This is a genomic window from Pseudomonas sp. B21128, from assembly GCF_044218865.1.
Taxonomy (GTDB): domain Bacteria; phylum Pseudomonadota; class Gammaproteobacteria; order Pseudomonadales; family Pseudomonadaceae; genus Aquipseudomonas; species Aquipseudomonas iridis.
The window spans coordinates 2,001,438-2,016,963 of record NZ_CP162590.1 but is presented as its reverse complement, the minus strand read 5'-3'; the positions used below and the strand labels follow the sequence as shown (position 1 = coordinate 2,016,963).

Here is a 15,526-nt window from a genome sequence, read left to right as displayed (position 1 = left end):
TTTGGAGCGTTCCACCAGAAGACTTGATCCGGCAAGCAACTGCCTCGCTTCGTGGATATGTCTACCAGCTCCACGCTTCGGCTGCCGCGTGGCTGGAGCTGAGCGTAGACGATGACCTCTACCTAGAGGTCGCCGAGGACTTCACCGAGCTTCTCCGTGAGCCGGGTAGGATGGATGATGTTCTGAGGGCCACGCAGGTGAAGGACACGCGCGAGTCCGGGGCTGTGACGCTGAACTCGCCAGATGTACTGGCAGCAATTGAGTCTCTGCACAGGCTGCGGGCCTGCAATCCTGGCCGCGAAGTAAGGTTCGTATTTCTGACCACATCGCGCATCGCACAGGAACGGAAGAATGCGTTGCCTTCCGGCGTGGCCGGCCTGACCGCGTGGGAAGCGGCTGCTTCCGGAGGTGGCGTTGAAGAGCTTCGCGTAGCTCTTCTTCAGCGGGCGCTTTCTGAGGAGCTTCGAACCTTTGTAAGAAATAGCCCTCCCGAGCAGCTTAGAGCTGAGCTTTTCAGTCCAATGGTCTTTGCGTGCGGCGCACTGGAATGGCGCTCTCTTGAGGAGAGCAATCGCCGCGCTATCGTGAATCGCCGACATCAGCTCCGGTCAACCACAGACATGGCACATCGCGCATACGATGCTGTGTTCCGCGATGCCGTTGCTTGTGCGCTCGGCCCGAATCCGCGTTGCTTAAACGGAACACAGCTTCTGGCTTGTCTAGAGCGCGCGACCTCAATCGCAATTCCGTCAAGCGTCGCCGTAGACATATTGGGTGAGCGCTCCGAACGACCAAGCACTGCGCTGTCCATTAAAGAGTTACGCGACTTGGCGGAGGTGCTAGTTGAGACTGGCGCACCGCCATCGATCGACCTGCTATTCCCTGGAGCCAAGTCCTCAGCCAGGGACGCCCTTGTGGACGCATTCTCAGTGGAGCCCCGTCTCACCGAAATCAAGTCGAATGGCGTTCCCACGAGCGCATCTTTATTAGATCTCATTGGGCTCCCAGAAAAAAAACACCTCATCGTCGGTCAGCCTGGCTCAGGCAAGACGCATGCTCTCTGGCACGCAGCAAATAAGTTGCTCGCAGCCGGCACGATCATCCCGCTCTATCTTCCGGCGGGACAAGCGACAGGTTGGCACGATCTAGAGGAGATGGTCACGGAGGCGGCTCCGGGAGTCAAATTATCTACTTTGTTCCAAGATCCACGAATTTGTATTTTCGTCGACAGCTGGTCCGAATTCGCGGGCACTACAAAGGTAGGTGAGAAGCGACGCGCGCTGCGCGCTCTAAGAAGCGCACGCCTAGTTGCGACGGCTAAATTCGCTGACATGGACGACAGCACCCTTAAGCAGTGGAACCTCGATCTGCTCCCGCCCGACCGGGTAGAGCGCGCAGTTGCAGCCGCAACCCCAGACGAAGCGCTTCCACCTAGTCCGGTGATTGACCTTCTGAGACTGCCCCTCCTTTTGGCCATCCAAGTTCTTTCGGACGCACGCTCTGCGACGACTGGCGACCTCCTGCGTCAATTCCATGCGCACCTTATGCGTGGGCTACCCGAGCGCTTCACAGAAGCACTCGCCGGAGCTGTGTCCGACCTATCTCTGGCGGGAACGCGTTCATTTGGTCGCCTCGTGGATGAGCTCCAAACTCGATCAGCTAAGTTGGAAATTACTGACCCGGCCAGGCTACTAAGGAACCTCGGCACTATTCTAGAGCGCGGCGGTCAGGCAGTCCCGTGCCACGACCTTTACTGGAGTTGGCTCACCGGACGCGGCCTTCTGGCCGACGCTGTCGCCGAACGAGCAATAGACCCACTCCGGACGCGCGAGAGCTATGCCCTGGCTATCCAGTCGGGTGGACGCGCAGCAGACAGCGACGTAAACGCAACAGTTAGGGAAGATTTAGTGCTGGCCGCCGCACTCGAGATAAGCCGCGGTGCAGATCGCCCCGTGCCAGCCCTGACAGAAGCGTTTCGCCGCGCTCTGGCAGATCCTCGCTTGGCTGTGCGCAATCGCGCCGCCATTGGTGCACTGGAGGGGGGGCGCCCGGAGCTTTTTCGCCCCGCTCTGGAGGTGCTCGCTGATCTAGGACGATCCAGCATGTACCCATCGGAGTGGAAGCAAGCCCTCCGCCCAAAAGCCCTTTATGCGCAGCGGGCTACGCTCGCCGACTGGCTAGGGGCACCGAATAGCAGTCTCGTCCTCGATGCAATTGCCGAAGGTGGTGGGCCGGAGTGGAGTCTTTGGCTAGAGCAAGTTGCGGCTAACGGCCAGATAAGTTGGGCAGAGGCGGCCGCAACCGCGCTTGGTTGCTGTGGCGATGTACCGCAATGGGTTCGCCCGCATCTCGACACTGTCATCGCTTCGCATGCTTGGTTACTTCGGCCAGCCGCAACAAGACGCGCCAACAGAGCCCTGGCTCGGTTCATTGCTATCGAATACGAACGCTTGATTGAATCTGTCGTAGAGCTAAATTCCAGCGGGTGGATCGAAATCAACAGAGTGCTCGTCGGTTGCGGTGATGACGACGTGTTCGGTCTTCTACTCTCACACTTCCCGGCCATGAGGCCACGTGCGCAAGAACTTCTCGGATTTGCTGTCGTGGAATTTGGCGCACCATGGGTCGCCCGCTTTCAGCGAGTGGCTTTAGCAACTGGCGCCCCTCATCATCACAAGCTCGCCAAAAAATTCTCGCCTGAAATTGATGACGAAACGGCGCGGGCCTGGATTACTGCGGGTCATGACGAGGCTGGCTGGCGGGTATTAATCGCGCGTCATGGCGAGGGAGTACTGCCTGAGTTGATCAAACAATTGCCACCGTCCTTCGCGGGTGTCCACCACATCCCCGCACTTGCTTACATGCGCTGGCTTCCGAGTGCTCCTGTTACGCTCATCGACGAGATCTGGCGTCGACTAGGCAGTCCAATGCAGCCGAAAGCGACGCAAGACTTACTAAACGCTATTGCTCGAGTCTATCCAATGGGGATTCCCCACATTGTAAGTTTTATCGCGGAGCAACCCAACGCACTTTCGGCGTATCACCTCCGTCAAGCCCTTTTGCTGTATAGGGACTGGCAAAAGAGATCTGGTGATATGCTCGTGGTAAAGACGACTGATGGTATCGAGCGTCCTTTTCCCGATTGGATCGCGCTTCATTGTGTGATGAGCCAGTGGGAGGACCATTTCACACCAGAGTTGTTAGCCCTTACGCCAGAATTAGCCATCGAATATGTCGTGAATCATCTCGACGACAAGCGCGCGGCAGCGGTACTGACGGTGTTAAAAGGGGTCGCGGCCTACAATGCTCCGCTGCTGGATCGCATGCTTGCCGTGCCTGCCCTCGCCGTGCTCATTCCACAAGTATTCGCCGAGAGCTTTGATTTGTTTCCTATCGATGCTCTCCGACGATGCATTGCATCGAGCGATATCGACCAAGAAAGTTTGCTCTACCGACTAGCCGCGACGGCGAATCCCCTGCATCGTGCCGCGCATGAGAACCTTCTCGAACGCGTCCTCACGTGTTCACCTAAATGGCATGACCTGCATCATGTCGCGGATATGCTGAGAGCATACTCGCGTGAGGAGGTCCTCCAAATTATTGATGCAGTACCTCATAGCCGTGAGGATTGCTGGTTTTGGTTTGTTCGCTTGGTAGAGGCTACGAGGGGCGAGCGCTTGATCAACGAGGACGGCTCTGTCCGGCATTAATCAGCCTCAAGTTACCGTAGAAAATGCTGTCTGGGCTGGCCCTGATTTTTTTGTCAGTGACCGCTCCTGGCCGATTTCTGCCGTTCGTGACGGGCGGCAATCGGCCAGAAGCGGCCCTTTCTATGAGGGCTACATTCGACCCAATGCTGCCAATGGCGAATAGCAGAAAACACCCATTACTGCCCGTCATGAAGGTCATGAAATCAATCATACATAGTCATATTGTTTTTTGTGCGAGTTGGCGGAGCAGGCTTAGGGTTTCATTGACCGGTAACGTTGTAACGAAAGTCCCACTCATAACCGAGCACCCAACGAATGGCGCTCAGTTTTCCAAACATGATTCCGTAATCTAAATCGTCCCAAGGGCCAAGATTTTCTAAACCGAATTTTTCCTCCACACGCTTGGCTTCCTCAAGTGAACCAGCCCATCCGTCATCCGGGACAATGTCATCATGACCTTCCGAAGTAAACCATTCGTTAAAAGGAACCACCTTAATGCGGCCTTGCTTAATCGCATCGCGTTGCTGTCTATGTTGGTGATACCATACCTGTCGACTTAGTCTGCGTTCGGCCTCTGCCAATTCAGAAAAACTGCGCGGTTCATCCTCATATTCGTATTCTGCTTGAAGTTCCTCAATCCAATATGCAGCTAAATCATTAAGAAGCAGGTTGAGATTTACGGAGTAAATCGAACTACTGCCATCGAATAGCCCTGCTATGTCTGGATGGGGCACCCGCTCATCCGTTGAGCCTGAGCTAAAGTCATGCTTATTGTGCGTTACAAAGGCGTATTGCCCATCCCTCTCCCTTCCATCATTCAGCTCCGCAGCATAAAGCTCGATTAGAATGGCGTCGCCAATGCTATTCTTCGATTTATGAAATGGTGCACGCTGGTGTATAGCGCGCTGTGCCGCAGCCACTAAAGCTGAATCATTAGTTCTTATTTTTTTTGACACAGCGAATAACGCTTCAATGCTCCCAACGGATTCACTCACCACCTCGCCCAGCGTAGAGATTCGATGGTCCAAATCCTTGAGTTGCACAAGGGCTTCCTTACATCCGTCAGACTTACCGAATTGTTTAATTGCATCGCCTACCCGTCGGAAGGTACTTGATAAGCTCTTAGTACTCTCTTTGATAACGCGATTTTTGTTGCGTTCGAATTCATCAATGACTTGTTGTGGTACCAGCAACTCTACCACATCAATCCGAATCAACTCCTCTAATGCACCAATCGTGGCACGCTGCCGATAATCCTTTGCGAGATCTAGCCACACACAGGTATCTATCATGAGGTGAAGCTTGCGTTTTACCTTTTCAATCGATTGTGTCACTTCCGTCATATACCACCATCCCGGCTTTGCACTAAATTCCAATACTAACTGCCGCTCCGCGACAAAGCTTAAAGCGCAACTGTTCTATTAGCAGCTATACTATAACTCCCTTTGTTGGTTGAAACTTACTCGTTGGGTTCAAAGCCTAAATATATTCTGCCGGCAGACTACTGCCTTGCCAGTACGACGTCCACTGGATGCACTTGAGGCTGAGGATTCAACTTTAGGATGAGACTGGCAGCTAAGGGGCTACTTTACCCCGTCGTGATGGTGGAGAGCATTCAAGAACGACCGTCTAATCAAGCACTCTGGTCAGAGTGATGAAAATGAAATGACCGCCCCCTTTTTTCAAAGGCGAAAGTCAGAGCCTACCCCGCTCTAACCTGCTAGTTTTACTGGAACACTCGCGTAAGTACATGCCGTATGTAAACCACGCCGAGCGGCATTGGTGGGAACCTGGGAGCGCAGAGTTTTTGCTGACAAGCATGCCAGCTCGGCACATTGCAGAAAACTAAGCCCATGACCAATTTAAAGGTTATGGGCTCAGTGGGTGGGCTTTTGAGCGGGAAGGCGGTTGGCATTCCCGATTTTCTGACCAGGACCGAAGGAAAGGCTACTGCACACCAGAAGGGTGGCCTTGCTACCCCCATGATGGTTACGCGGCGGCAATGACGGAACTGGCCATCGGACGACACACAGGTAAATAGTTAAAGCGCACCAGATACGCCAAGCCCAGCCATCGAGTTGGGCATCGGCAGTAGAAGAGGCGCGGTTTTCGCGTCCGCGACAATCAAGGCATGAACATGACAATCAGTCCTGTAATACCGGTATTTAAGACGCCGCGCGATATAGCTCTGAAACTATTTCGTGAAGCTGGCCGCGCCTGGAATGCGGGTAGCTTGGAAGAGATGGGGGATCACCTCTTCAATTTCTGTGTTACCAACTCCTCATTGCGGGACTGGCTCCTTCAGTCAAGGAACGAAAATGGCGATAAGGCCTTTCATAGTGCCTGGAGAGCAAAGGCCGATGGTCTGTTTGGTGAGTGTGCGGATATTGCCAATGCCTCCAAACACTTGGTGGTTAAACGTGTATCAGTTGATATTGGCAATCAGAAATTATCAGCGCTAGGTCCCAATGGCGTCATCAAGGGCCTTGAGAAAGAAAGGCAAGCTTTTAGCATCGTACGTTCAAGCGGCGAGGACATCGATTTGTTGATGTTTTTCTTCAAGATCTGCAGGGCATGGGAGGAGCTTTTCGCTGATGATCCATCCCTAGAAGCTCTACCTTTTCATGGTGAATTTCTACTCACCACGGCATAGGAAAAGGCCATGACGATGATTGATATGGACCAGCTCAAGCCCGCTAGCGATGCCGCCCAAATGGCTTTTCAAGAATGGATCGAGGCCGGCAAAGTGCAGGCGAGGGCGCGCGAGCGTGGAGATGTTGTAGGGGAGACGCGGGCCAAGGCCACGGCTGAGCGGAACGAAAAGCTCTACGATCAGGCTGCCCGGAGTTTGGCGACACAGGTGCACGCGGCGATCGGCAAGGCCGAGCGCGAAGCCACCCAGCCGTAAGTCTGGCGTTGCGCCTAACGAACACTCCCAACGGAAGGTATGACTAGATTTGTCGTCTACCACATACGGAACACTGGCCCAGGTTACTTCCTGACTGGCGATGAAGGCGGCTTATGGGCACGTACAGCCGCACCGAAGCGAGCAAGTTCAAAATCAAGGCGGCAGCCGAGAAGGTTGCACGCAACTACGGCGCAGTAAGGACTGAATGCAATGTCCTGCGGCGAACCGGTGAAAGCTTCTAGGAGTTTGCTATGTCACCTCAAACGGACTTGATTGATGACCAACCTTCTGCCCTTGACCCACGGCAGACAACGCGAATTGAGGCTGTCCATCGTGGCTTCCTTTACCAGCATCTTTACGCCGTTGGCTGTCTTCTGCTTGCAGAAAAGCACAACGTAACCTCAGTTTCGGTTGAGCGCGACGAAGATATCGAGCTTCAAAATGCGGGGCGGATTTACGTCCAGGTCAAAACCCGAATCAAACCGATCATACCCAGTGACATTGCTGGAGCGCTTGCGCGCTTCGATACGTTGCGTGCAGACCATGAATCAGGCCTTAGACGAGGTAAAGCTCAGTTTTTCGTTGTGATGAACCAACCACCTGGCCCACAGCTGCTTCAAGCCATCCATTCCGGACAAATGTCTGCGGATGTGAAATTGATTTGGCCTGGCTCTGAAGCTCACGCAATGCCGGCGTTACCTCCAGCTTGGAGCGGCATTGATCAAGCAGCTGAGTGGTGCGCCCAACTCGCAACAAAACTACCCTATTCCCTGATCTCACCGGAATCGCTTGTGTGGAAGTTGGCAGGTTGCGTGCAGCTGGCGTCAAGTGGCTCAGTACCTTATTCAACACATACATTCAAAAGCGATGATTTGAGGTCCTTATTCGAGCAACTGATAGTTAAAATGCAGGCGTTTCCTACCCCGCCAGCAGCGTATCGCCCGCAACGAAATGAGCCCTCGTTAGACAAAGCTGAAAGGATCAGAATCATCTGCGCCTTTTCAGGCTCAGGGAAAACGTCTTGGGCTTCAGAGTCAGCTATACACTCCACAAGCACCTGTGCCTACTACGATGTAGGGGATCTGCCTGGACCTGCAATTGCCTCTTCTCTTGTAAGAGAGCTGGCGCCACTTGTGCTCGATGTCGATAGTCCGGAAATCAGAAGGGTGCTTACCTTAGGAAGTACCGGACACGAATCTCTACAGGTGCTTGATGAGCACATTGGTCGTCACAACATTTCGGCTCTGGTGGTACTGGATAACGCCCACCGTGTTCCCGCAGAAAGTCTTCGCATTTTGGTAGAAAGCACCAGGTATTTGAAACTAGTCCTGCTCTGCCAACCCGGCCCTAGCATTCATGAGGTAGCAGCTTTACTTGGGTTAACTCAAGAAACCCTTTTGGGGTGGGACGTAGATTCGATCGCTGCGGAGGCTCAGCGCCTTGGCGTTAAGGGAAGCGCCAGCTCTTTCAAAAAGCTCAACTCGCTGACAGCAGGTTTGCCCCTCTACGTACAAAGCGCCCTCAGGCTCTGCAAGACGCATTACAGAGGTGACCTTGCGAAGCTTTGCTCTGAGGTGTCAGAACAAAGCAACGTCGCTGAGACAGCCCAAGAGATCATCCTTTCGAAGTTATTCAACTCACTTTCAGAAGCCTCACGCAAGGCGCTATCTGTTTGGAGCCTGGTAGACGTGGGCATGACCAAAGATGAGGTCTGCAATCTGTTGAAAGCAAGCGTTGGCATGACCAACCAACAAACGTTGGCACTGCTTAGGACGTTGCGTGCCCAAGGGATTGTCCAAGCTATTGATGCCGATCAGATGAAGATACATGACTCACTGAGGCTCTTAGGGCGTAGGCATTTGCACACGCTCGACCCAGCAGTCACACAGGATGCTTTGCAACATCTCAGGATCATGTTGTTTAAGTACTTGGCAGTACGGCGCGAACCATCGCGTTTGGCGACACTAATTTCAGTCTTGCTTCAGTTGGAGGACGTGGAAGCCATCATAGAGTTTGCTGGAGAAGAGTTATTCCACGAGATGGGACCGAGCATTGAATTTATGTCGTACCTGGACCAAATCGCGATCTCACCTCAGATAGAACCTACGCAGCGGTTTTGGGCATTGGATGGCTTGGTCTTCTCAGATGTAAAAAACGGACGGCACGAGAAACTGGCTGAGCGCTTCGATCAAATGCGGCGACTCATCGCAGATCATTCCCTAGATAGTGAAATTCAAGCTACGTATTACATGAAGTTGATGCTTCATCATGCTCAGTTTGGCCGTGCCGATTTGGCCCTTGAAGCCTTTTCCCAAGTGAGAGACCTGCTTCCTGACAAGCCAGTTGAACGGCGAGTGCTTCAGTACAACGCCGCTACCTCATTTTGGCAGCTAGGCAACCGCGAGGACTCACTCCAGATGTTGGAGCCAGTCATTGAGGAATATTTCGCATCGCTGGACTTCGACCTGCCAGATATTGCAGCACTCAATCCAGAACAACTCTGGGAGCGGGTTACTGGATTGCGCCATGCAGGCGACAACATCAAGCGCCTTGCCGATGCGTTAGAGCTGCGCGCGAAACTCTGTAGCGACACGGATCCAGATCAACTGGTTTACAGGTACAGCGCCTTAAATCTGTATGAAATGGTTGGCGCTATCGACTCACAGATCCGAGTGGGCCAAGACTTAGCTGACGACATGTCAGCTCGAGGCCGCTATGACCAAGCAAAGCAAGTGATCGAGAGGTTCCTCCTACCCTTACTGGCTGAGCACGGCTTGGTAGATCAAGCCATCGGAGTCAGGAGCCAATACGCCGTGTTCTTGGCATATTGTGAAGAGTTTGATGCAGCTGATGCTGAGATGGCCAGGCTGATGCCCTACTCGGCAGGATTCACTGAAAGACAGCGGCATGAAATTCAAGAGCAACTGAAAATCATCCATAACAGCAAAGCGCTACACGCATTTCGAGCTGATGGAGTACTTCCGAGCACAGTGGAGGATGGATCTGCGGACTGTCCTTGCGGCTCTGGAAAAGCCTTTTCGGCGTGTCACGGAGACATCTCTTGACCGTTATCTGTTTACGATTCTAGGTGCGAAAATCGTAGTTCTCAGGTTCAAGCTTGGGTGTGCCTAGTGTGACGTTCCTCGGTTTATCGTCGTAGTGACTGTCATACCACGACCGTCGCCGTACGCTTTCAGACCTCCGTCTGCTCCGCCATCTCCAATGCTAGGCTCTGATCGTGAACAGCCTGTCACGCGTCTTACTCAGGTTCTGGATCACGCGCGGCCCTTTTGAGCGACTGGATCAGGTGCTTGAAACCCTTGGTTTGAGCAAACTTTTTATAGAGGGCCGGGGTTATTTCAGACAACTTGGCAACAGCTTCCCCCCATCGTATTCCTGAGCTCTGTCGAGTACCTGAGCACGTCGATCAAGGCATCGCCGACAGCCGCGATCGACTGTACGGGCACTTCATTGCTCACTATCCCATTCAGGAGTGCCTGGTGCTATTTGGCCCCTGTCGAGATGATCTGAAATGAATCTGCAGGAACTGGATCAGCCACCCGGTCTCCATGGAATCGCCAAGGGTGGCACCCAGTTCGCTCCGCAGTACCAGTTCGTACATGCCAGGTTTGGGAGAAATATTCTTCCGCGCTGGAGACGGCTTCAATAGCCGGGTGGCAAGGTCTGTAGGTGCAATCGTTTTCGAGAGTATGGGCTGGGCACATAGTGAATCACTCCCGGTTTTATCGGCAGTGAGTGTCCACAAGCAATTCACTTAGATCCAGGCGCTGATCAATGGCACGCAGATGACCGATCACTGGCCAACACCAGAGGCAGCTATGGATCGCAAGCGGCCTGTCCGGGCATGGACGCCTCAAGCTAGGCCCAAGCAAGCCTCTTGACGGGCAATATTAAAACACCTGAAGGGCAGCAATCGGCCAAAAGCGGCACTCGTGCTTAGATTCCACAGCGGTCATTTGACTCGAATGCGGTATCGAGAACACGTATTTAGGCTCAAGTTGTCGGCGAAGCGTCAGTAACTCCCTCAGCCGGTCTGCGCGCGCTTAGAAGCGGCCAACTAACACCAGAGGCGAAATTTGGGTGACGCGGTTCGTCTTCAGGCAGCCCGTGTATGTCTCTGATTTCATCAATTTCTCGCAGGTATCGTGCAGCCACGTCGGACGGACCACCGTCCGTGCACATTGCCAAGAGATCTCGCCTCAGCTCAGCGACAGGTGCGGGCAAGATTTCGAAACCCCCTGACCAATCGCGTGAGGGAATACGCTCAGTTGCAACATATTCGACCGCGCGATAGCCCGCGAAATTTCGGCCCGTCGAGATCTCTGCCCGCACAAGCAGCAAAAGACCCGGCATATCGGGCGCTTCGGATATCGCTGTCGCAAGAAGCACCAACCCCGGCGTTGTGGGACCATCTGCGAGCAGTGCATATGTATGGCCCCGGACGTCGGCATGTACTTCTAGCAATCCAGCGATTTCGCGTGCGATGAACCAGTGATCTAGCCCCTTCTGCTCGAAAACACCATGCGCAGTAAGATCTATCAGTTGATGCGCAATATCTAGAGAACCCGTAGCCAATCGGAAAATTGTACGGAGCCAACTGTGATCACCGTAAAGGGCAGGAACCAACACTGCTAGCCTGAACAGGCAACATCCGCCCTCATCCTCGGTCAGGCTCCCGCATGCAAACACAACATCCTCGAGCATGTGAGGCTGGAGGAACGAATCAGGTAATGTTGTCAGCAAATCGAACCCATCGAGTGCGTTGTCCGTAAACGGTAAAAGCTGCAACCATTGCTTGAGTTCATACCCATTGCTTTGAGAGAGGATCCATGTTTGCAACTTGGCATCTTCCAGTGTGTCGGAGATGCCGCGTGTAACTTCATCAAGCGGGAGAATCTCGCCTGAAAGACAGAGATTCACGAGCAACGAGCAACGAGCGCGCGGTAGGGCCAATTCAAGCAGTTGTTTAACCACGCTGCTCCACCTACCGTGAGGAAGGCGCGCAGCTCGTGTGCCAAGCGCAACGGCAAGCCGATGCTGATCGTCGCTATTTCCTTCGAGCAACCTTTTGACCACCGCGAATATGGTGTCGGCCTCCTCGCAAGTTTCTTCGGGATTGCCGATGCGCGTTGCCCGTCGCGCAGGAACATCTGAAAAATCGAGCCTGCCAAACAGGCGAGTTTCAACCGGCTGAGGTTCGTTAGTGAGCCGCCAATGCTCGACAAGTACACCTGTGGCCTCTTCGCCAAAATTTAAATCGTCAAGATAGCCGTACAGGATGTGCCTAGTTTCCGGAAGCTTTAGCGCTCGAAAAGCCCGCGCATATTCATGGGTATGAGGCGTGCGCGCTTCATCCACTGCATTCCCAGGCCGCCACCTCTCCGCTTCTGCCTGCTCGCGGAATACTCGAAGGCGCTGAAGATTGTCATCGAGCAGTGCCTGAAGGACTGGCAAGAGTTGGCCAGATGGCGCACAGGTGGCAAGTTTCACGAGACTCGCCGTCTGCATCCTCGTCGCATCGCCGGACGCCAGCATTCGGTATGCCCACTCCTCCATAAAACCGGCGACACAGCTTTTTACTGTGTCACTGAAAGGTCGATCGTGACTCGATTGCTCTCCGCGACATCGGATCAACACCTCGGCCATCAGCGCCATCTGCGAAACCGAGGCTGGCGCAGACCGCGCCTGTACAGCCTCAAGAATACTTTCGGCAGGTGCGAGCGCTAGTCTTGCTTCGAGGCCATAAAATAGCTTATTCACCTCAGGGTCCCACGCGCCGTTCACCTTACGACTTGGTCCAAGTTCGAACAGCATGTCAAGCAACACGGCTGACGAGCGAGGGCCAAGCACCGCAGCAGCGATGGAGGCACGCTGGCTGTACTGGCCTAAGTCGTCCTGTGCGATCCTCAGCAGCGAGTCATCATCCTCAACGACCCCTCCAGTAGAGACAATTTCTGCAGCGTGGTGAAATAGCGACCGTCCTTCAAGCACCCGGGCTACGAGGGCTTTCGCTACAACGAAGGGATAATGTGTCCGCAACGTCTCAGCAAGCGAGCTCACGTCTCGGTCCCCGCGCTCAAATTCCATAGTTGACAGAATTCTGTACAACTCAGGCTCCAGCTGCTCATCGCGTGGTGTACGCGCAATTCGATGCAGCTTCTCGTAATCCGTTTCCGCCTCAATTGAGCGATGCTGCGCCTGTGCAAGACGTTCGCGACACTGAAAATCTGCGACTTCTTCAACATCCAGAATCTGTCGCCTAACGATCTGATCCAATGTGGCATCTGAGACAGCCCGAAGGATCTCGGCTATATGAAAATCAGCTCGTCGAAACGACAGCGCACTAACCACAGACAACTGCACGTCAGTATGAGGATCCATCTTTGCGAGGTCTGTTGCGAGACCGAGTCCCTCCACATCACCGTGCATAACCATTTCATGCAGTAGAACCTCCCGTGGGCTGTCTGGTAGCGCGGCGATGGCACCCGCAGCGTCCCCTCCAAACACCGCCCGCCGAAGCTGTCGGCAGTTACGCAGCGCACGCAGGCTATTTTGCTCACCCTCGTGAGTCACAAGCGGCCAGATTACTGCGAGGAACTCTGGTCTGCCGGACGTGAGCATGAACCTGAGTGCGCGATCAACAGTGCCGGGCACATGCCATGCCCTCACGAAGCGCTGTACGTCATCCGAGACCAATGCCCAAATTTCATCCGACGACCGATAAATCATTTCGGCTGCGAGCAATGGATCAACCTCCAGGGCCGCCAGTACTGATCGTGCACAAACCGCCTTTTGCAATTCGTCGGTACTACGCGCGAGCCGCTCGACCGCGAACAGGGTTGCCTCTTCCCAAGCAGGTTTGTCAAATATTTGCGCCTGCAGAGCCTTCAATTCGACCGGATCCTCTGAGGCCAACCGCATGCGATCTTGGACCATGTGCGACGCGTACCACTCTTGAAATTGCTGATGCTGGAACGAGTAGCCGGGGGTGTCCCCTAGCCGTAGCAGAACATGATTGCTAATCAGAGCTTCAAGAGCATCGTGCGGTTGAGGTAACGTCGTCACCTGCCCTTCCGCCATCAACAACCTTCCGGTATCGCTGATTGACCGACGGGCCTCTACCTCCGAGAGTGCAACCGCAAACGCGCTAGTTGATCGCACAGCCAGATCACACAAGTAGCGGTCGTGCAGGCCTGCCAAAGCTGCGCGCAATGCTTCTGCGTGCTCCGGCGTAGCTTCATGCGCTTCCACGAAACGGCGTAGAAGTTCTTCCTTCGTTGTCGGGAAGGCTGAGCCGCGCGGAAGTGACAAGAGCACTGTCAAGTAAAGGGGGATGGAGACTAACTCGCGAATTCCGGGCGTTCGCCAGGCCTCATCCACTATGCGAACTCCCGACTCGCCATACATATCGCGTGCTATTTCTTCCTGCTGACTGTAGTTGAGAGGCAGGAGATCGACGCGCAGCGCTTCGATGGGGACATCAAGTGACTGTCGGCGTGTCGAGATAATGATGCCGAGGTTGGGCAGCTCGGCCTTCAAGGAGATCAACTGGACACGGGCGCGTCGACGCGCTGCAGTGTCAAGTTCATTCCAGCCATCCAGCAGCAGCACTACACCAGGTTCTGCTGCTGCCGCACGAAAAATTTCTTCTGATATACCTCGGAAGGATGGCCGACGCAGGATGGATGCTAGCAATTCCATGTCATCCGTTGCCCAGTCACCAAGCGAGGCAAACATTGGAATTCCTGTTGGTTCTGCAAGCAGCCCCTCGGCTACTTGAAGCAGCACTGTCGTCTTTCCCATACCGGGAGGTGCCACGATCACGAGATCATCAAGTGATCCAACGGCTCTTGCCAGTGACTTTGTTGTAATGGACTCGTTGACACCCTCGATGGTCAAAGCGAGCTCAATCGACGAGGCTGGCCATCGCGCGGTTCGGCGAAATACTTCAATATCGGCAGATGCTGCGACACGAAGATCTCCTGCATCTTGGAATTCTTCAGATACAGGCCGTGCAGTGCCCTCTAAAACACGCTTTCTTGATTCTGTCTCGGCATCTTTCTTCCAAGTGCGCAACAGCTCGGTAGTGAACTTCGAATCTGGCGAGTCGATAGCTGTGCCGTGATTTCGGCACATCCAAATCCCATTGGTCACCGAGCGACGTTCGTCCATCGTCATCTTTTCGTCGTAGCGTGGTCCACCGGGCGCAGCGGCGCAGATGTGAGAAGCGGTGCCCACGCTCATGCGCCCGTTCTCGTCCGAGGTCGCACCTTCGGTAAAGACGCGACAGCCTGGAAAACTGCATAGCCATCCAGCGCGCTGTCCGATCTTACGCCTGGTGCACTCTGTGAAATCGTCTCGGTTCTTAGCCATTTGCCCTTCGCCTGCTGTCCGCTCCCGCATACTGTGCTGCGCGCTCACCCAAGTGTCCATTAGATCGCGCGCTGCCAGTTCAAGACCTCCATCTCCAAGCATCCTTCTCTTAGACTCTGTAGAGGTGACTGCTTTGGGTCCAGGCTGTGTGAAAACATATTTTTAGAACGATTCGGCCATGGGGGCATTCGACAAGGTTTTGAGGCTATTGGCGCCGATGCCGAGTTGACCCATTTTCCGAGATTTCACTGATCCATTCTGACTCCGCGTTAATCATTGTCTGTGATCGATTGTTGCAGTTTTAGAGATGGGACAGTCTTGCGTCGGCAATTGGGTCAATCCGGGGTCAGCATCAACAAGCTGGGACTCATATTTAGACACTTTATCGAAATTCACTCGAATCTTAAGTTAGATTTTTATCTTGGTTAGGATCAAGTTTCTATGTTCGCTGCTCCCACCAAAATCAGAAATCGGTTACAAGCTTTAAATCCCAATAATCTTTCGCTCAGGTGCT

6 protein-coding genes are annotated in these 15,526 nt (G+C 53.9%); 4 read left to right on the top strand and 2 right to left on the bottom strand.

Annotation, left to right across the window (positions count from 1 at the left end; all coding sequences use genetic code 11):
• The first annotated feature begins 224 nt into the window (after positions 1 to 224).
• Positions 225 to 3,710 carry a hypothetical protein gene (locus AB4P91_RS08935; RefSeq protein ID WP_216311388.1) on the top strand — a complete coding sequence of 1,162 codons (3,486 nt, stop codon included), beginning with the start codon at positions 225 to 227 and terminating at the stop codon, positions 3,708 to 3,710.
• Positions 3,711 to 3,970: 260 nt separating this feature from the next.
• On the opposite strand, the gene AB4P91_RS08930 is transcribed toward AB4P91_RS08935, so the two are convergent.
• On the bottom strand, positions 3,971 to 5,053 hold the full coding sequence (locus AB4P91_RS08930) for a PIN domain-containing protein (protein WP_216311387.1): 1,083 nt from the start codon (positions 5,051 to 5,053) through the stop codon (positions 3,971 to 3,973).
• A 794-nt stretch (positions 5,054 to 5,847) separates the two neighbouring features.
• Here AB4P91_RS08930 and AB4P91_RS08925 point away from each other — a divergent pair.
• From AB4P91_RS08925 to AB4P91_RS08915, 3 genes are all read left to right on the top strand, one after another.
• Positions 5,848 to 6,363, top strand: a complete 516-nt coding sequence (locus AB4P91_RS08925) for a hypothetical protein (protein WP_216311386.1) — start codon at positions 5,848 to 5,850, stop codon at positions 6,361 to 6,363.
• 9 nt (positions 6,364 to 6,372) lie between these two features.
• Entirely contained in the window at positions 6,373 to 6,618 is a 246-nt protein-coding gene (locus AB4P91_RS08920; protein ID WP_216311385.1) for a hypothetical protein, read from the top strand.
• Between the two features lie 251 nt (positions 6,619 to 6,869).
• Complete coding sequence (locus AB4P91_RS08915) at positions 6,870 to 9,683, top strand: SEC-C metal-binding domain-containing protein (protein ID WP_216311384.1); 2,814 nt, start codon at positions 6,870 to 6,872, stop codon at positions 9,681 to 9,683.
• A gap of 949 nt (positions 9,684 to 10,632) precedes the next feature.
• Here AB4P91_RS08915 and AB4P91_RS08910 read toward each other — a convergent pair.
• Entirely contained in the window at positions 10,633 to 14,883 is a 4,251-nt protein-coding gene (locus tag AB4P91_RS08910) for an NACHT domain-containing protein (RefSeq protein ID WP_395604643.1), read from the bottom strand.
• Positions 14,884 to 15,526: the final 643 nt, after the last annotated feature.